Source organism: Marinobacter santoriniensis NKSG1 (assembly GCF_000347775.1).
Lineage (GTDB): Bacteria > Pseudomonadota > Gammaproteobacteria > Pseudomonadales > Oleiphilaceae > Marinobacter > Marinobacter santoriniensis.
On record NZ_APAT01000015.1, the window covers coordinates 473,181 to 491,640 of the forward strand.

The 18,460-nt window shown below is 59.0% G+C and carries 16 protein-coding genes and 2 tRNA genes; 11 read left to right on the forward strand and 7 right to left on the reverse strand.

The genetic code is table 11. The features are described from left to right. Positions 1-63: 63 nt before the first annotated feature. The 3 genes from MSNKSG1_RS07935 to MSNKSG1_RS07945 all read left to right on the forward strand — a co-directional run bounded on the left by MSNKSG1_RS07935 (position 64) and on the right by MSNKSG1_RS07945 (position 3,122). The gene (locus tag MSNKSG1_RS07935; protein WP_008938733.1) at positions 64-525 is read left to right on the forward strand and encodes a hypothetical protein; all 462 of its coding nucleotides are present in this window, start codon (positions 64-66) and stop codon (positions 523-525) included. 114 nt (positions 526-639) lie between these two features. After that, positions 640-1,980 carry a PEGA domain-containing protein gene (locus MSNKSG1_RS07940; RefSeq protein WP_008938734.1) on the forward strand — a complete coding sequence of 447 codons (1,341 nt, stop codon included), beginning with the start codon at positions 640-642 and terminating at the stop codon, positions 1,978-1,980. Between the two features lie 50 nt (positions 1,981-2,030). Beyond that, positions 2,031-3,122: a response regulator gene (locus tag MSNKSG1_RS07945; RefSeq protein ID WP_008938735.1), complete on the forward strand. Its 1,092-nt coding sequence runs from the start codon at positions 2,031-2,033 to the stop codon at positions 3,120-3,122. On the opposite strand, the gene MSNKSG1_RS07950 is transcribed toward MSNKSG1_RS07945, so the two are convergent. Then, on the reverse strand, positions 3,082-3,768 hold the full coding sequence (locus MSNKSG1_RS07950) for a nucleotidyltransferase family protein (RefSeq protein ID WP_227497978.1): 687 nt from the start codon (positions 3,766-3,768) through the stop codon (positions 3,082-3,084). The two genes, MSNKSG1_RS07945 and MSNKSG1_RS07950, sit on opposite strands and share 41 nt — an antisense overlap. Positions 3,769-3,832: 64 nt before the next feature. On the opposite strand from MSNKSG1_RS07950, the gene MSNKSG1_RS07955 reads away from it, so the two are divergent. Then, positions 3,833-4,684 carry a 6-carboxytetrahydropterin synthase gene (locus MSNKSG1_RS07955; protein WP_008938737.1) on the forward strand — a complete coding sequence of 284 codons (852 nt, stop codon included), beginning with the start codon at positions 3,833-3,835 and terminating at the stop codon, positions 4,682-4,684. 122 nt (positions 4,685-4,806) lie between these two features. Here the strand turns inward: MSNKSG1_RS07955 and MSNKSG1_RS07960 are convergent. From MSNKSG1_RS07960 to gltX, 3 genes are all read right to left on the reverse strand, one after another. Beyond that, positions 4,807-4,882 (reverse strand) — tRNA-Glu (locus MSNKSG1_RS07960). A 7-nt stretch (positions 4,883-4,889) separates the two neighbouring features. Continuing rightward, positions 4,890-4,965: transfer RNA gene (locus MSNKSG1_RS07965), tRNA-Ala, on the reverse strand. A gap of 113 nt (positions 4,966-5,078) precedes the next feature. Next, a complete protein-coding gene (gene gltX, locus MSNKSG1_RS07970; protein WP_008938738.1) occupies positions 5,079-6,563 on the reverse strand; it encodes a glutamate--tRNA ligase in 1,485 nt (494 codons plus the stop codon). A gap of 143 nt (positions 6,564-6,706) precedes the next feature. Here gltX and MSNKSG1_RS07975 point away from each other — a divergent pair, with 143 nt between their 5' ends. Continuing rightward, the gene (locus tag MSNKSG1_RS07975; protein WP_008938739.1) at positions 6,707-7,651 is read left to right on the forward strand and encodes a zinc ABC transporter substrate-binding protein; all 945 of its coding nucleotides are present in this window, start codon (positions 6,707-6,709) and stop codon (positions 7,649-7,651) included. On the opposite strand, the gene MSNKSG1_RS07980 is transcribed toward MSNKSG1_RS07975, so the two are convergent. Beyond that, positions 7,628-8,542, reverse strand: coding sequence for an AEC family transporter (locus MSNKSG1_RS07980; RefSeq protein WP_008938740.1), 915 nt, complete (start codon positions 8,540-8,542; stop codon positions 7,628-7,630). The genes MSNKSG1_RS07975 and MSNKSG1_RS07980 overlap by 24 nt on opposite strands. A gap of 268 nt (positions 8,543-8,810) precedes the next feature. On the opposite strand from MSNKSG1_RS07980, the gene MSNKSG1_RS07985 reads away from it, so the two are divergent. Continuing rightward, positions 8,811-11,954 carry an EAL domain-containing protein gene (locus tag MSNKSG1_RS07985; protein WP_008938741.1) on the forward strand — a complete coding sequence of 1,048 codons (3,144 nt, stop codon included), beginning with the start codon at positions 8,811-8,813 and terminating at the stop codon, positions 11,952-11,954. Here MSNKSG1_RS07985 and MSNKSG1_RS07990 read toward each other — a convergent pair. Further along, positions 11,917-12,702, reverse strand: a complete 786-nt coding sequence (locus MSNKSG1_RS07990) for an SDR family NAD(P)-dependent oxidoreductase (RefSeq protein WP_008938742.1) — start codon at positions 12,700-12,702, stop codon at positions 11,917-11,919. The two genes, MSNKSG1_RS07985 and MSNKSG1_RS07990, sit on opposite strands and share 38 nt — an antisense overlap. Before the next feature lie 112 nt (positions 12,703-12,814). Beyond that, positions 12,815-13,723 (reverse strand): ROK family protein, encoded by a 909-nt coding sequence (locus tag MSNKSG1_RS07995; RefSeq protein WP_008938743.1) that lies wholly within the window; start codon positions 13,721-13,723, stop codon positions 12,815-12,817. Positions 13,724-13,899: 176 nt separating this feature from the next. On the opposite strand from MSNKSG1_RS07995, the gene dusA reads away from it, so the two are divergent. The 5 genes from dusA (at position 13,900) to MSNKSG1_RS08020 (ending at position 18,448) form a co-directional block, all read left to right on the forward strand. After that, positions 13,900-14,934 carry a tRNA dihydrouridine(20/20a) synthase DusA gene (gene dusA / locus MSNKSG1_RS08000; RefSeq protein WP_008938744.1) on the forward strand — a complete coding sequence of 345 codons (1,035 nt, stop codon included), beginning with the start codon at positions 13,900-13,902 and terminating at the stop codon, positions 14,932-14,934. A 117-nt stretch (positions 14,935-15,051) separates the two neighbouring features. Further along, positions 15,052-16,017 (forward strand): transaldolase, encoded by a 966-nt coding sequence (gene tal / locus MSNKSG1_RS08005; RefSeq protein WP_008938745.1) that lies wholly within the window; start codon positions 15,052-15,054, stop codon positions 16,015-16,017. Between the two features lie 30 nt (positions 16,018-16,047). Beyond that, positions 16,048-16,494: a tellurite resistance TerB family protein gene (locus MSNKSG1_RS08010; RefSeq protein ID WP_008938746.1), complete on the forward strand. Its 447-nt coding sequence runs from the start codon at positions 16,048-16,050 to the stop codon at positions 16,492-16,494. 14 nt (positions 16,495-16,508) lie between these two features. Beyond that, positions 16,509-17,636 (forward strand): phospho-2-dehydro-3-deoxyheptonate aldolase, encoded by a 1,128-nt coding sequence (locus MSNKSG1_RS08015; protein ID WP_008938747.1) that lies wholly within the window; start codon positions 16,509-16,511, stop codon positions 17,634-17,636. Then, the gene (locus MSNKSG1_RS08020) at positions 17,633-18,448 is read left to right on the forward strand and encodes a glycerophosphodiester phosphodiesterase (protein WP_008938748.1); all 816 of its coding nucleotides are present in this window, start codon (positions 17,633-17,635) and stop codon (positions 18,446-18,448) included. The genes MSNKSG1_RS08015 and MSNKSG1_RS08020 overlap by 4 nt, the downstream gene beginning before the upstream one ends. Positions 18,449-18,460: the final 12 nt, after the last annotated feature.

The window sequence follows — 18,460 nt, forward strand, 5'->3', positions numbered from 1 at the left end:
AGGGTAACACGTAGTATCGATTATCATGCACAGTCCAGAAGCGATAAGGCAGTTCCCCGATCCATGACGCAATCCACCTCACAGACCCGCCACATCGAAGCACCGGAGGTGGCCGCCTACTGGTCCGAACGCCGCCGCTACCTTGAGCAGATCCGCAAAGTACCGGAGGTCCGTCAACGGTTCTGGCGGGAAGCCGGCATCTACCTCCTGAGACGGCTTCTGTGGTCCTTCGGGTTTTTCCCGGTCTTCATTGCCTTCTGGCTTCCCTTTGTCATGGCGAGCTTCAACCCGGTCGCCATGGCCGCCGACCTGATCCCCCTGCTGGAAAACTTCGTGAACGCCAATCCCGAAGTCCAGGCCACCACTATCAGTACGCTGGCTATTGCCTGGGCGTCCATTGGCTTCTTCTTCCTGGTGTTCGATTTCGTCCTGACACCGTTCCGGTCACCCTATGAATATGAAGCCGATGTGTACATGAGATCCTGGGAACAGCTCAATCATGACAAGCTTCCGGACAAAGTGTGATTTGGCCTGCATTCTCATAAACTTCAGTCACTTTCTGTTACATAAGGTTGCAAGCACTGGTTAAGATGAGGAGGTAACACACGATTCGGGAATAAAGGATCAAGGGGTTCCTCCATGGTCGATTTCAGACCACTTCTGTTCATCAATGCCCTGGCGCTGATGCTTCTTGTGACCGCCGGCTTCGCGTCGATGCGGGATGAACAGGCAGCCTCCGGCCTGCCCGCCCCCTCTGATCAGATCGCACGGCAACAGCCTGACCCCGAGCCAGAACACAAAGTTGATCCCAGTCGTTCCGTCTCCCGGACGCAGACCGTCGCCCCGGAGCAGTCGGATCAAGTGGCAGAACAACCGATCCGGCCAGCCCCGGAACCGGCGCCCGCACCGGCGCCGGAAAAACCCATCGCTGAGCCGTTCAGCATCCCGGACCCAGATGCCGACAACCAGGCCCTTGCCGTCGCGGAATCCGCCGACGCGCTGCTTCCCGATGCTGCAGAAAGCCCGGCACCAGCCGACCCCGAACCAACGACAGGCCTGCTGGTATTGCGATCCAACGTCTATGGCGATCAGGTCACCATCAACGGCAAGGATTATGGGGCGACGCGCCTGGAACTTGAGCTGAAACCGGGTACCTACGACGTTGCCATTGCCAAGCCTGGCTATCGCCCGTGGGAGCAAACCGTGAAGCTCTCCGCCGGTGACCAGACCACGCTGGTCGGTGAGCTGGAGAAATACACCCGGGTCAATTACCAGGACGGCACCTGGGTAGGTGGTGTCAAAACCGGTGAGGGCCAATACCAGGGGAACGACGGGCTGCATTACGAAGGGCACTTTGTCGACGGCAAGTTCGAGGGTAAAGGCAAAGCCGAATACCCGGACGGCACCCGCTACGACGGCGACTGGGTCAAGGGCCAGTGGCAGGGCGAAGGCGTGTGGCACGGTGCGGACGGCTCCGAATACACCGGTGAGTTCGTGGCCGGCCAATTCGACGGAAAAGGCACGCTGACCCGGGCCAATGGCGACATTCTGACAGGGCACTGGCAAGGGGGCGAACTGAACGGACAGGGATCGCTCACCACAGCAGACGGCATGCTGTACGTCGGTGGCTTCCGTAATAACCGCTTCCACGGCCAGGGTACGCTCACCTACCCCAACGGTCGCCATTATGAGGGCGAGTTCTCCGACGGCGCTTACAATGGCACGGGCACCGAGATTTTCGCGGATGGCAAGAAGTACGAAGGGCAATTCATCGAGGGCAAGTTCCATGGCAAGGGAACGCTGAGCAATCCCAATGGCAGCTCCATCGAAGCGACCTTCAAAAATGGCGAACCCTATGGACAGGTTCGGCTGACCACGGCGGCGGGAGAGATCTTCACCGCACGCACCACGGAACCCGGCGTGTGTTACCGGGATAAAAGCTATCGGGCGACCCAATGCCCGAAACTGGAGGGCTGGTGACCCCAGGCCCGGTAACCCACGCGTTTGCAGTAACAGGTTGAGGTAGTGACATGGCCATCAAAAATGCGCTTTTGGTCGACGATTCCAAGGTTGCCCGGTTTGCACTGAGCAAACTGCTCGAAGGGCGCGATATGGAGGTCAACATGGCGGGATCGGCAGAGGAAGCACTGGACTTCCTCAACAGCCACGATCGCCCGGACGTGATCTTCATGGACCACCTCATGCCCGGCATGAACGGCGTGGAAGCGACCAAGGCCATCAAGGGCAACCCGGACACTGCGGCTATCCCCATCATCATGTGCACGTCGAAGAAATCGTCGTCATTCATGGAAGAGGCCAGAAATTTCGGGGTCTACAACATCCTGACCAAACCGCCGCATACCGAAGGCCTCAGCCTCGTACTGGACCAGCTTGCCAGCGACGTCGAGGAAGGCAATCTTCCTACGGGCGTCATGACCGACCTTGCCTCAGAACCGGATACCGACTCCGCCGATCTTGCCACGGACGCGTCTGTGGAGCTGTCCCCGAAAAGTGAGACCGACACCATGAGCGGACATAACGGGCAGAATGTGGTTCCCCTGACCAGCGATCTGATCGAGCAGATCGCCCGTTCTGCGGTCAAGACCCACATCAACAATCGCCTGCACGAATTGCTGAGTGACCTGTTCGACGAGCAGTACGATCACCTCAAGAGAGCCCTGGACGAAACCCGGAGCAAACAGGAGGCGGCTGTCGAAACCAGGCTGGCCGAACTCGGGGAACTCGTGGATCAGCGTACCCGGCATCTCAGGGACGAGGTCGCGGCGGAAGTGAACCTGAATGTCGCCCGCGAGTTCGCGGAGCTCACCAAGGAATTCAAACGCAATTCCGGATTTACCCCGGAGCACATGGCCGAACTCAAGGACCACATCACCAGCGTTCAGACCATCGATACCGAGTTCTGGCAAACCCTTCAGTCCGAGGCGATCCAGCAGGCGCACGAAATCTCCCGGGAAACCGCTGAAGACATCGCGCAACGGACCATTGATCAGTTCGTTGCCCAGCAGCGGGCGGCCAATTCAAAAGCCTACACCGTAGGCCTTGCCATCAGTCTGGGCGTGTTCAGCGTCGGAATTGCCTGGCTAGCCGGCCTGTTCGGCTAAATTGCTGCCGGATCCGACGCCAGTCTTCTTCGGTATCGACATCGTCGTTTACCCCCGGCACGTCACAGCGCCCCGCCCGCCATTCCGATAACAGGCGCCCGGCACCGCGGTCGCCGTGCAGCCCGAAAACCCGGCCCCACAATGAACGGGGGATAAACGCGGGGACACCGGGTTTCCCGCCGTAATCGGCCGCCCATGGCTGGCCCGGATTGCGCCGGACCCGCTCGGCGAACGCCCGCAACGCCGCCGGATCCAGCAAGGGCTGATCCACCACCAGCACATAGACACCCACCGGGCGCGGCCCGAAGCTTCGCAGACCGGCTTTGAGGGAAGCCGACATCCCCTCCTGCCATTGCCGGCAGACAATCCACCGCGAAGGCTGTGCCCCGGATCGAAACCATAGCCGGGGATACCCCGCCCCCACGACAACCCGAACCTCAGGCGTCAGCAGGCGGGCCTGCGCGACCGCCCCCTCCAGCAATGTGCCGTCTCCCCCTGGCAAATCGAGCAGCGCTTTGGGACGCCCCAGTCGCCTTGAGGCGCCGGCCGCGAGCACCAGGGCCGGAATCGCGGCAATACAGGGTTCTCTAGTGATGATAGTCAGCCACCCAGATGCGTTGAAAAACGAGACAGGAGGGATGCTCACTGCCCAATACCCGGATTTTTGCTAGAATCCGCCCATCAATCAATCACCCCCTGCCGGATTTCCAATGGACCACCTGTTTGTTGACAACCTGACCGTCATCGATTTTGCCTATCTGGACGGCCAACGCGGCCTTGTCGGCGAAAGCTGGATTACCGACGTCGTGCTCGGCGGAGAACTCGATGAGCAAGGCATGGTGTTCGACTTCAGCAACGTCAAGCGCACGATCAAACGCGTCATCGACGAGCGGGTAGACCACCGCCTGGTGGTGCCGAGGGAGTATGAGGGTTTCGTCCCCTCGGAAGATCATCCGGATACCTTCTACTGGACCCTGAAAGATGGCCGTCGGATCGTTCACCGTTCACCAGAAGAAGCGGTGGTCTGGCTGCCGACACGGCAGGTTGTCCCCTCCGCGGTTGCAGCCCTGCTTGAGCAGGAATTGATGGCGGTCCTTCCCTCCAACGTCACCTCCGTGTCCATCAATCTGCGGGAGGAGGTGATCGAGGGAGCTTACTATCATTACGTCCACGGCCTGAAAAAGCACCTGGGAAACTGTCAGAGGATTGCCCATGGTCATCGCTCTCCCATTCGGATCGAACGCAATGGTCACAGGGACTATGACCAGGAGCGACAGTGGGCAAAGCTCTGGCAGGACATCTACGTGGGTTCGGAAGAAGATGTGGTGCAACGGAAAGTAGCGGCGGATGGAACCCACTACGTTACCTTCGAATACGAAGCGAATCAGGGAGAATTCGCTCTGACGCTGCCGGAAGACAGGGTTTATATGCTCGACACCGATACCACGGTGGAGTTTATTGCCGCCCACATTGCCAACACGCTCAAACAGACCTTCCCCAACGATACGATCCGCGTGAAGGCCTACGAGGGTGTGGGCAAAGGCGCCATAGCCGAACGCTAGGCGTTCGGCTATGGCGAGGTTGGGCGAACGATTCGCTCAACCTCTTTTTTTCAGGCACAAAAAAAACCGCCCGGAGGCGGTTTTTTTGATGGCGTTCCGGCGGACTAACCGAAAAGCCTTATTGGCGTCCCCTAGGGGGTTCGAACCCCTGTTGCCGCCGTGAAAGGGCGGAGTCCTAGGCCACTAGACGAAGGGGACTAGAAATTGGTGGAGCCAAGCGGGATCGAACCGCTGACCTCAACACTGCCAGTGTTGCGCTCTCCCAGCTGAGCTATGGCCCCTCAACGGCTGCGTATATTAAGGATCCGCCGGGGGGGCGTCAACACTTAAAACAGACTTTTTTGCAGTTTTCTGAACATCCCTGTCCAGATCGATCAATTCCTCGCCAAAGCGGTCATTCCGCGTTCAGAGCCGCGTATTCCTTCTCCACTTTTTTGGTTTCTTTCTTGGAGAAACCGCCCAGAACCTGGAGGGCATGACGCAAACGGGAACGGGTCATATCCGGTCCGAGCAATGCCATGGAATCCATCACCGACCAGGAGTTCGGCGTTCCGGCAATGGCCACGAAGATGGCGAACATGAAATCGCCCATCTTCAGGTCCATCGCCTTGGCAAGCGCCTTGATGTCGGCAAAGATGTTTTCCTTGCTCCAGTGACGCTGGGCTTCGAGCCGCCACAGAGTGAACTGCAGCACTCGTTTGATCTGCGCTTCTTCCAGCTTGTTGTGGGCGAAATCATCCGGCGTCAGGTTGAGCATGCCGGAGAACATGAACTGGGCCATGGGCGCCACATCGGCAAACACCTCCGCCCTGCCCTTGATATGCGGCACCAGAGCAGCCAATGCATCCTCGTTGAACCACCACTGCCGCATACGCTCCATAAACTGCGCGTCGCTCAGTTCCTCCCGCAGCCACTGGCCGTTCAGCCAGCGCAATTTTTCGACATCGAACACCGGGCCACCCAGCGACACGCGCTGGATGTCGAAGTTCTCGATCATCTCATCCAGGGTGAACTTTTCCCGCTCGTCCGGCATGGACCAACCCATGCGCCCCAGGTAATTGGTCACCGCCTCTGGCAGGAAACCCATCCGCTCGTAGAAATTGATGCTGGTCGGGTTCTTCCGCTTGGACAGCTTGCTCTTGTCGGGGTTACGCAGCAGTGGCAGGTGACAGAGCACCGGCATGTCCCAGTCGAAGTACTGGTACAGGAGCTTGTGCTTGGGCGCCGAATTGATCCACTCCTCACCCCGCAGCACGTGGGTTATGCCCATCAGATGGTCATCCACGACATTGGCCAGATGGTAAGTGGGCATACCATCCGATTTCAGGAGAATCTGACAATCAACCTGCCCCCAGTCGATTTCAATGGTGCCACGCAGCATGTCATCAATTTCACAGACACCCTCGTCGGGGACCTTCATCCGGATCACGTAGGACTCGCCAGCATCAAGACGGCGCTTCACCTCTTCCTCGGACAGCTCCAGGTCGCCCTTGATACCGGGGTTAAGGCCGTTTGCCTTGCGTTCTTCGCGGATCGCATCCAGCTCTTCCGGGGTCCGGAAGCAATAGAACGCGTGACCCGCTGTGACCAGGTCTTCCGCATACTGACGGTACATATCCTTGCGTTCCGATTGCCGATACGGGCCATGGGGACCACCGACATCCGGACCTTCGTCCCAGTTGAGACCCAGCCAGCGCAGGGCCTGGAGAATGTCCCGCTCCGACTCGGCCGTACTCCGCACCTGATCGGTGTCTTCAATCCGGAGAATGAACTGACCGCCGTGCTGGCGCGCAAAACAGAGGTTGAACAGGGCCACGTAGGCGGTACCGACGTGAGGATCTCCGGTCGGGGATGGCGCAATTCGGGTGCGTACTGTCATGAAACCTTCCTGAAAACTGAGTGACCGTGGATGAAAGCCGGCATTATAACGATCTGGCCATGTTTTCGCATGACGATATCCGCTGGCGGCCTCAAGCTTGATGTTATATTATAACATTTCAAATTGACCGCTAAGGAATGTCCATGCACTTTTTTTCCGGGCTTCGATTCGCCTGTACTCTGCTGATCAGTACCCTTGCCGTCGCTGGCCCGACAACGGCCAACGCAGAGACCGTCGTCGTCACCTCCATCAAACCACTGGCGCTTCTGGTACAGGCTGTGGCGACCGATGACACCCGGATCGTCACACTCGTTCCCCCGGGAGCCAGCCCCCACAGCTACAGTATGCGCCCTTCCCAGCGCCGTGAACTGGCCAGGGCCGACATCATCTTCTGGGTGGGCCCCGACATGGAAACCTTCCTCACACGCCTGCTCACAGGCCAGGACTTCAGCAACCGAACCGTTGCCCTCGGCCGGGAGCCCGACGCCATGGCCGGGCATGAAACAAAGCACGAAGACGAACACCACGAAACTGCCGGACACGACCATCAACACGGTGATGGCCAGGACCCCCATATCTGGGTCGATCCCGCTCTGGCAGTCGATATGGCGAGAAAAATCGTGGTGGCGCTCTCCCAATTACCCGATCAGGATGTTGCGCAACTCGACCGGAACCTGACCCGTTTTGAAAACGCCGTCAAACAGAGAGAAGCGGCGATTTCGGAGCAATTGGAACCGACACACGACATCAGACTCTTTGCCTACCATTCCGCGCTGACGCGGTTCGCCGACCATTACGGCCTGCACATAGAGGATGTGCTCACACTCAATCCGGAGCTGTCGCCGGGCGCCCGGCATGTGGCAGAGATCCGGAACAAACTCGGCCAGGCCAAACACCCCTGCGTGCTCACCGAACCTCAGTTCAATCGGCAATGGTGGCAGACAGCGACAGAGGGAATGGATGTAATCATCAGCACCTGGGATCCCCTGGCCACAGACATCAAACCGTCGGCTTCAGGCTACCTAGAATTCCAGCAATCCATTGCCGATGCCATACTACGCTGCCTACCAGAGCAGGCTGAGCATTAAAGGAATGGACACCATGGCCAGCAATGTCTGGCCACTGATGATTCCGGCCATCAGCGGCGCGTCCCCGCCGAGTTGGCGGGCCAGGATGTAGGCCGATGTGGCCGTGGGCAGAGAGGCAAGAAGAACGGCCACCTGCACCAGCAATCCACTGAGCCCCATTAGGGTCGCCAAACCAAGGGTGATCAGCGGAAAAACCAGCAGCTTCAATACCGACGACACAAGGAAAGGACCGGAAGCCCCACGCAGGGCCGCAAGCTTCAGCCCTGCGCCAACGGTCATCAGGCCCATCGGCAAGGCCAGATTACTGAGCGGTTCCAGGATGCCAGCCAGCAGCGGATGAAAGCCGATCTTGAAATAGCTCCAGATGACGCCCACGACCGATCCCACGATCAGCGGGTTGGTCGCAATGGCCCGCAATACCTGGCTCAGACGGATGGCGTCCTGCCCCGCAACCAGACTGAACATCAGAATGCAGAGCAGATTCAGCAGCGGCACCATCACGGCCACGGAGATGGCGGTCAACGACAGCCCCTCGTCCCCGAGCAACATTCCGCCCGCCGCCAGGCCCACGTAAGAATTGAACCGGATCGCACCCTGAAAAACGGATGAAAAAACCGGCCCACTCCAGCTCCAGATCTTCTGGGCGAGCATCAGCGCGACGGTCATCGCCAGCAGCATCATCGAAATCAGAAACGCAATATCGCCGTACGCCGATGGCGCCAGGCGCGCCTGGCCGAGCTTGAACACCAGCATCGCCGGGAACAGGACATAGTAGGTAAACCGTTCCGCCTGGGGCCAGAAATCGGCGCCAGGGAAATCCAGCCGACGCAAGACGTGGCCCAACATGATAAGGACAAACACAGGCACCAGGGCCTGAACCATTACCGGCATAACAAAAAGCTCCAGCGGCAGTTGGCATCACCGGATCCGATCCGAAGAACGTTCAGGAAAGTCGTGCAGGATAACAGACGCCAATCATCCCGTCCCGAGCGCCTGCCTGTCAGCTCCCACCAAAGCAGCACTTGCACTGTCGGGGAAAACCGTCAACACTTTGGACAGGTATCCCCGTGGCAGATCGAGAGTTCCATTGAACGACACTCATAACGCCGACGTTTCCAGAAACGGCTCCGGTCCGGAGCCGTCTTCCAGGCCAACAGCCTTGCCAACTGACGCACGCATTTACCGATTAACCCAGATTTACCGGGCGCTCAGCGAAATCAATCAGGCAATCATTCGCATGAGTGACGAGCGGGAACTCTTTCCGCTGGTCTGCCGGATCGCGGTGCAATATGGCGGCGCCAACATGGCCTGGATTGGCGTGGCCGATGCGGAATCGGAACAGATCCTTCCGGTGCAGCACTTTGGCATGGGTACGGATTATCTCGACACCCTCCGCATATGCACCCGGGAAGACAGTCCGGAGGGACGTGGCCCATCGGCCACCGCCTACCGGGAAAACCATCCGGTGGTGGTCAATCACTTTGCCGACAACCCGATCACCCAACCCTGGCACGAGCGGGCCCGGCGTTTTGGCTGGGGCAGCAGCGGATGTTTTCCCATCCAGCGTAACGGCATCCCCTATGCCGTTCTATCGGTCTACCACCAGGCAGATGACTTCTTCGACAGCGAGACCATCGGCCTGCTTGAAGAGATGGCCCAGGACATCAGCTTCGCACTCGATAACTTTGATCGGGAGAGAGAGCGCCGCGACACGCTCGAGGCTCTTCGCGCCAAGGAACAGCACTTTCGCGCCTATTTCGAGAGATCCATGCTCGGTATGGCCGCAACGCGGCCGGACCGAAGCTGGCTGGAAGCCAACCAGGCCCTTTGCGACATGCTCGGGTATTCCGTTGAGGAGCTCTGCACCAGAACCTGGGAAGAACTCACCCATCCAGAGGATCTGGCGCCTAACAATAAGCTCTTCACTCAGCTGGTAAACGGCCAAATCAACGAATTCGTCATTGAAAAGCGGTTTATCCGAAAATCGGGTGAACCGATTGATGCGCACCTGGCTGTTCGCGCCGTTCGAAATGAAGACGGCAGTCTAGCCTATGCGGTGTCACTCATCGAGGACATCACACCCCGGAAGCAGGCGGAACGGCGGGAGGCCATGCGGCGGCGCATTCTCGAAAGAGTCGCCAGAGGCGGAAGCCTGGAAGACATCATGCTTCAGGTCGCCTACGAAGCCGAAGCGATTTATCCCGGATCCAGATGTTCCATCCTGCTTGCCGACGACCGGGGCGAGCAGCTGCTGAGCGGCGCCGCGCCAAACCTGCCCGACTTCTTCAATGAGGCCGTTAACGGCATCCCCGTTGAAGAAGGAGTGGGTTCCTGCGGAACGGCGGCATACACCCGCGAACGAGTGATTGTTGGGGACATTGCCTCCCATCCCTACTGGAAGGACTACAAAGAGCTCGCGGCTGCGGCCGGCGTCGCATCCTGCTGGTCAGAACCGGTTCTTTCCGCCTCAGGCGAAGTCCTGGGTACCTTCGGAATCTATCGACAGGTACCAGGGCTGCCGGATGACCAGGAAATTGCCCTGATTGAAAGCGCCGCCAATCTGATTGGCATCGCCATAGAGCGACAACGCGCCGAGAAGGAACTGCATCTTGCCTCCTCCATCTACAGCCACAGCGCCGAAGCGGTGCTGGTGACCGACGCCGACAATAAAATCATTGCCCTGAACCCGGCCTTCACCAGAATCACCGGGTACACATTACACGATGTTCTCGGCAAAGATCCCTCACTGCTTCGTTCTGACCGACACGACGAAGACTTCTACCGCACCATCTGGCGCGACATTCTTCAACACGGCGGATGGCAAGGGGAAATCTGGAACCGACGAAAAAGTGGGGAGAGCTTCCCCGCCTGGCTGACCATCAACGTCGTCCGCAATGAAAAGGATGAAATCCAGCGGTATGTCGCGCTGAGCTCCGACATCAGTAACAAGATTCGCTCCGATGAGCTGATCTGGCGCCAGGCCAATTACGACTTCCTGACCGACCTGCCGAACCGACACATGTTTCAGGACCGGCTGGAACAGGAGCTGAGAAAAGCACGTCGGCACAAGTCCATGCTGGCGCTGCTGTTCGTGGATCTCGACCGGTTCAAGGATGTAAACGACACCCTGGGACACACATCCGGTGACCAGCTCCTCATTAACGCCGCCGAGCGGATTTCCGGATGCCTCAGGGATTCCGACACCGTTGCACGGATGGGAGGCGACGAGTTTACGGTGATCCTGCCGGATCTTGGATCCTCCGCGGACGCTGAACGGGTTGGCGCGCACATCATCACCGCGCTGGCAGAGCCCTATGTGATCAACGGCCAGACACTCTACCTGTCCGCCAGTATCGGGATCACCTTTTATCCCGAGGATTCAACAGAAGCGGGCCAGCTTCTGCGCAATGCGGACCAGGCCATGTATGCGGCCAAGCACGCCGGAAGGAACTGCATACGCTACTTCACGAAGTCATTGCACGATTCCGCGCAGAACCGCCTCATGCTGATCAACGACATGCGGAGCGCTGTGGGTAAACAGCAGTTCGAACTGCACTTCCAGCCCATCGTGGATCTTGTTACCGGTCGGGTCGTGAAGGCAGAAGCCCTGATCCGCTGGCACCATCCAGAACGCGGTCTGATCAGCCCGGCGGACTTCATTCCCCTGGCCGAAGAGACCGGACTGATCGTCGACATCGGTGACTGGGTATTCCGCGAAGCCGCAACCTGGACAAAGCGATGGAATGACCGGTTCGACACCGGCCTCCAGATCTCCGTCAATACCTCTCCGATCCAGTTCCAGAACGATGCCTTCAACGTGCCGGCCTGGCGGGCCTACCTGCAAACCGCCGGGCTGAACGAGAAGTACCTGAGTATCGAAATTACCGAGGGACTGCTGATGAATGCCAGCGAGGCGGTCACCGACAAACTGCTCGGCTTCCGGGATGCCGGTGTCCAGGTGGCCATTGATGACTTTGGTGTGGGTTACTCGGCCCTGTCCTACCTCAAACGGTTTGATATCGACTATCTGAAAATCGATCAGTCCTTCATTCGCAACCTGGGGACGGCAGAGAACGATCTGGTGCTCTCGGAGGCTATTGTCGTCATGGCGCACAAACTGGGCCTGAAAGTCATTGCCGAAGGGGTAGAAACCGAAACCCACCGCCGCCTTCTTCTGGATATCGGGTGTGACTATGGCCAGGGCTACCTGTTCTCTCGCCCCCTCCCCCCCGACGCGTTCGAAGCCTTTCTTCGCGAACAGGGCACTACCGGGCGGCCAGGAAGCTCGCAAGCCAACGGGTAAAACCGCCGGGGAGTAACCGGTTGGTCAGCGACAGCATGCGCGCCCGCTTCCCTGGAATGATCATGAACCGGCGCCGTTCGATACCGCGACGAATCCGTGCAACCGCATAGTCCACCGGGAGGGTGCCGGCCATCTTCTTCATGGTCGCGGTCTGTTTCGGTCGGTTCTTGCGCTCTTCCTCGATCATGGGCGTTTCCACCTCCGGGGGACACACCACCGACACCGCCACACCGCGGGGTGCCAGCTCGATCCGTAACACCTCCGCCAGGCCCACCACGCCGTACTTGGACGCACAGTACGCGGAATACCCGTAACACCCCACCAGCCCGGCCATGGATGCAATCAGCACCAGCTGGGATCCTGCCCGGAGATGAGGCAGCGCAGCCGCTGCGACATGGCGGGAACCCAGAAGATTGATGTTAATAATCCGGGCGTAAGCCTCATCGTCAGTGGCCTCAAACGGAGCAGCCAGACAAATACCCGCACAATTGACGACCAGATCCGGGGCAGCTTCTGCCACAGCCTCGGCAAACGCATCACGGACCGAGGCAGGATCGCTGACATCCATTCGAAAGGCTCTCACAGCGCCGCCTCCGGGAATGGCCGAGAGCGCCTCAAGCGCCTGCTCTGCCGGCTGGATATCGAACAGGGTAACCGGGCAACCGGAACGCACATACTCCCGCGCGAGTTGGAGACCGATGCCGCTGGCGCCACCGGTGATGAAGATGTGTTTGGGGGAATGACTCATTTGAGAGAGGTACTCCATTGTGGTTTTTGTTCTTTCCAGGGTAGCCAGCCATGCCTGAATAGCCTATGCCTCCAATGACGGAGCGTGATGTGGCCAAACGGTCAATCGGGCGTCACAGACCGAGCCAGGCCGCGCCCCTCACTCCACTGGAGTCGCCGTGGGTGGCTTTTGCGATGGGTGTGTCACACTCGCCACCAAACACATAGCTGGGCAGTCTGGCGGGCAGTTCCCGATAGAGCTGCTCAGCGTTGCTCAAGCCTCCGCCTAATACAAGGATGTCCGGGTCCACTGTGTTGATCACGGCAGCAAGGCCGCGGGCCAGGTGTTCCAGGTATTGATCCAGTGTTTCGGCGGCTTTCGGATCACCGTTTCCGGCGTCTTCAACAATAGTGTGGGCGGGCTTTTGCTGCCCGGTGCGCAGTTTGTGGGTCAGGGAAAGTCCGGTTCCGGAAAGAAAGGTTTCGTTACAGCCGTGGCGGCCACAGAAGCAGGGGCGCTGCTGCAGTTCGGCTTCCGGTGTCCACGGAAGCGGGTTGTGGCCCCATTCGCCAGCGACTCCATTGGGGCCGGTCAGCAATTGGCCATTCACACTTATGCCGGCTCCGCAGCCGGTACCGAGTATGGCGGCAAATACGGTACGACAGTTTTGCCCCGCTCCGTCGGTGCCTTCAGACAGGGCCAGGCAGTTGGCATCGTTGGTGAGGCTCACCGGTCGCCGCAGGCGTTCACGCAGGTGTTGCTGCATAGGTTGGCCATTCAGCCAGGTCGAGTTGGCATTTTTAATCAAGCCGGTGTTTCGGGAAACGGTGCCCGGTATGCCCACGCCCACGGGTATCCCGGTAGTGCCCGCATGGGCTTCGGCCTGCTCGACCAGTTTATGGACCGTGTCCAGGGTTGCCTGATAGTCGCCAACGCTCGTTGGCAATCGTTGGCGGAAATGCTCACGGCTCTGCCGGTCCATGAGGATGACTTCCGTTTTGGTGCCACCCAGGTCAATCCCTATCAGCCAATTGGTTTGCATGCCGCTCTCTTTGTTCAACGGTTTTCGAGAAAATACGGTGTTATTAGTGGAAAGGGAACCCGGTGGTTTTATGTGCCTCTCGCCAAGCCCCTACAGAAAACATCCCACCAACCCTGTTAAACTACCGCGCTCAGATCATCGTACTGACCCGTATTTTCAGCAGATAGGTTATTGAAATGCCCGCAACGCCCACATTGGACGCCGCCTCCAAAGCCAACGGCCCGTCACGCCGCTTTTCCGTGGCCCCGATGATGGACTGGACCACCCCGCATTTCCGATACCTCGCCCGCCTCCTCAGCCGGCGCACCCTGCTCTATACGGAAATGGTGACCACCGGTGCCCTGATTCACGGGGATACCGAACGGTTCCTGCGTCACGATCCGTCCGAGTATCCGCTGGCGCTGCAACTTGGCGGCAGTGATCCTGCGGAACTTGCCCACTGTGCGCGGTTGGCCGAGCAGTTCGGTTTCGATGAAGTGAACCTGAATGTGGGCTGTCCCAGCGACCGGGTTCAGAACAACATGATCGGTGCCTGTCTGATGGGCCACCCGGAGAAAGTCGCCGAAGGTGTGGCTGCGATGATCGCGGCGACCGATTTGCCGGTCACGGTCAAGCATCGGATCGGCATTGATGGCCGGGAGTCCTGGGAGGAGCTTTGCGAGTTTATCGAAAAGGTCTCGGCGGCCGGCTGCAAGACGTTCATTGTGCACGCCCGCATCGCCATCCTTGAGGGATTGAGCCCCAAGGAGAACCGGGACATTCCTCCGCTCAAATACGACTGGGTCTATCGTCTCAAGCAGGAGTTCCCCCACCTGGAGATCATCATCAACGGCGGCATAAAGACGTTTGATGAGTGCCACGAGCATCTTCGGCACACCGATGGCGTGATGCTGGGGCGTGAGGCGTACCACAATCCCTGGCTGCTCGCTGGCGTTGATACGGAATTCTTCGGAGAGCCGGCCCCCATTGCCAGCCGCCAGGAGGCATTACGAGCCATGTTCCCGTTCATTCAGTCAGAACTGGATCGGGGCGTGTACCTCACCCATATTTCCCGACACCTCATGGGGTTGTTCCACGGCATGCCGGGCGGCCGCCAGTTCCGTCGCCACATCAGTGAGAATGCCCACAAACCGGGCAGCGGCCTGGAAGTCATCGAGGCTGCTCTGGCGAAGGTTCGCGAACCCGAGCCGGCCACGATGGCCGAAGTCTGAACACACCCTAACCATTTGTTGTCTTGTTCCTGTCAGAACAGCCCGTTATTGTAGGGAAAAGACCGGCATTCGGGATCGGAATGCCAGAGAACAGCGACCATCAGGACGACAGGACGAATGACGAACAAGCTCGACCAACTCAAGACCATGACCACGGTGGTGGCGGACACCGGTGACCTCGAAGCCATTGCCCGCTGGCGCCCGGAAGATGCGACCACCAATCCCTCCCTGTTGCTGAAGGCGGCGGCTTCCGAAGCCTACCGCCCCATGCTGGACAAGGCTGTGGCCGAGGCCCTTCGCCAGGGCGGATCCAGCTCAGAACAGCTGACGGTGGCCACCGACATGCTGGCCGTGCTTGCCGGCCGTGAAATCCTGCAACGAATTCCCGGCCTTGTCTCCACTGAGGTGGATGCGCGGCTGTCATTCGACACCCAGGGAACCCTGGACCGGGCGAGACGACTGATCGAGTTTTACGACCAAAAGGGTGTCGACACCAATCGGGTACTGATCAAAGTGGCCGCCACCTGGGAAGGCATTCGCGCGGCGGAGCAGCTTCAGAAGGAAGGCATCCGGTGCAATCTCACCCTTCTGTTTTCGTTCATCCAGGCAGCCGCATGCGCGCAGGCCGGGGCATTTCTCATCTCGCCGTTCGTCGGGCGTATTCTCGACTGGCACCTGGCCAGCAGTGGTCGTGACCACTTCCCGGCGGCTGAAGATCCGGGGGTGCAGTCGGTTACCCGCATTTACCAGTACTACAAGGCCAACGGTTTCGACACGGTGGTCATGGGGGCCAGTTTCCGCAATACCGGCGAAATCGAGATGCTGGCAGGCTGTGACAAGCTGACCATCAGCCCGGCCCTACTTCAGGAACTCCAGGACGACTCCGGCGAACTGACTCGCCGACTGGCACCGGATAATGCCACTACGCAGGATCGCTTTGGCAACATTGACGAGAAGCTGTTCCGCTGGGAATCCAATGAGGATGCCATGGCTACCGAAAAACTGGCAGATGGTATTCGCCGATTCACGGCAGATCAGATCACCCTGGAGAACCAGGTGCGTCAATTGGCCAGCGCGGCATAATTCGCACTTTGTCAGGGGTAATCGCCTGTCATGATTGAACATCTGAAACGACTGTTTTCTGCGCCCGAGCCACAACGGGCGAAGCCGGACCATCAGCAGCTGGCCGTTGCCGCCACGGCACTGATGGTTCAGCTCTCACGGATCGACCGGGATCAGGATGAGCGGGAATTGCAAACCATCGTCGATTGCGCCGTGGCCTCCCTCCACGTAACCCGGGAAGAGGCTCAGTCGATCCTTCAGGAGGCACTGGATCACGCGGACGACGCCACATCCCTGTACGAATTCACGGGGATGATCAACGACCAGTTCGACCAGGATGCCAAGCAGGTTCTGTTGGAAAACATCTGGCGTGTGGCCTTCGCGGACGGTCGCATCGACAAATACGAGGAACACCTGATTCGTCGTATGGCAGAGCTGCTGCATCTTAACCATCGGGAATACATGCAGGCACGGCACAGGGCAGAAGCAGCCGGCTGATAAAAGGAGAGAACATGCTTGCCATTCTTCACCCCAATACGGCCCTCGACAGCGAGGCCTACCGGCAAACGATGCACTACCTGGAAAATCTTCCGGGCGTCTCGTTGAGAGTCCATGAAATACAGGGCGCCACCCAGCGGCTGACGGAAATCTACCTCCTGGGCGACACCAAGTCACTGGAGAAGGAAGAGATCGAGGCCCTGCCGGCGGTTGAACGGGCCATTCGCATTTCCGAGGATTACCGCATCCTGGGTCGTCACCGGGATGATCGGCGGCAGAATGGCTTCAGCTATAACGGGGTGGATTTCAATCAGCAGAATCTCAACGTGTTTGCCGGCCTGTGCGCAGTCGACGTTCCCGAGCACGTTGAAATGATGATGCAGGCGCTGGAAGAGCACGGCGAAGTCTGCACGCGGATGGGTGCCTACAAGCCGCGCACCAATCCCTACTCGTTCCAGGGCCATGGCAAGGGATGTCTGCCCTGGGTCTTCGAGAAAGCCGGCAAACACGGCATCAAGGTGATTGCCATGGAAATCACCCATGAGAGCCATATCGAGGAGATCGATACCTGCCTCGAAAAGCTTGGCCGCCCGACCGGAGTGATGCTACAGGTTGGCACCCGGAATACCCAGAATTTCGAACTGCTCAAGTCGATTGGTCGACAGAGCACCTACCCGGTTCTGCTGAAACGCGGGTTCGGCATCACGCTGAACGAATCACTGAACGCCGCGGAATACCTGGCCAGTGAGGGCAACGCCAACGTCATCTTCTGCCTGCGCGGGATGAAAACAGAAGCCGGCCAGCCGCACCGCAATATGGTGGATTTTGCCCATGTGCCGGCGGTCAAGCGCCTGACCCGCATGCCGGTGTGCGTGGACCCCTCCCATTCCGTTGGTAGCCGGGAACAGTCGCCCGACGGGATTCTGGACGTCATGCATGCTACGGCCCAGGGGGTAGTGGCAGGTGCCAACATGGTGCTGGTGGACTTCCACCCGAAACCGGAAAAAGCCCTGGTGGACGGCCCCCAGGCCCTGCTGATGGAAGAGCTGCCCGCTTTCCTGGAAGATGTGCGCCTGTGCCATGACACCTGGAAGAAACGGCAACAGATCCACCAACGCCTGAAGGACGCCGCATCAGAATGATCGTCTACGGACACCGGGGAGCCAAAGGCGAAGCCCCCGAGAACACATTGCCCGGTTTTGAGCACGCCTACCGGCATGGCATCCGGCATTTTGAGCTGGATCTCGTGCTGTCGAAAGACGGAATTCCGGTGATGGTGCACGATCTCACCGTGGACCGCACAACCGGCCTCAAGGGTGGCGTCTGTAACTACACGGCCTCGGAGCTCCATGAGATGGATGCCCGGCGCAATACCAGCTCATGGCCTCGCAAGGTGGGTATTCCCAGGCTTGAGCAGCTCCTGGACCGGTTCGGTGACCTGGAACACCTGCAACTGGAGGTCAAGAAGGACTCCAGACAACGTCTGAACGTGCTTTGCAACCGCCTGACCGAGATTATCCAGAGGCGAAACCTCTACCAGATGGTCGCCATTACATCGGCAGACACCTGGTTTCTCAAGGAGATTCGCCGACGGGACAAGAAAATCGCCATTGGTCTGGTGGCCGAACGCAAGTTTCCCCGCCCGCTGAGCATTGCCACCCGCCTGGGGTGCACTTATTTCTGCGCAAACTGGAAGATTCTCAACAAAACGATGGTGGAGATCGCCCACCGCCGGGGCATGCATGTCTCCACCTGGACGGTGAACCGGATCCACGACATGCTGCAGATGGAGGAGCTGGGCGTGGATAGCATCATCACGGACTATCCCACCAGCAGCCGCATGTTCTTTGACAATCGTGCCCGGGCCCTATTGAGCCTGCCCAGCCGCGGCAACATTCCTGAAACCAGCGAGCTCCCGCATCCGGAAGCCGGTGTCAGATCGGATCCGATCTGACACCGCTGATTC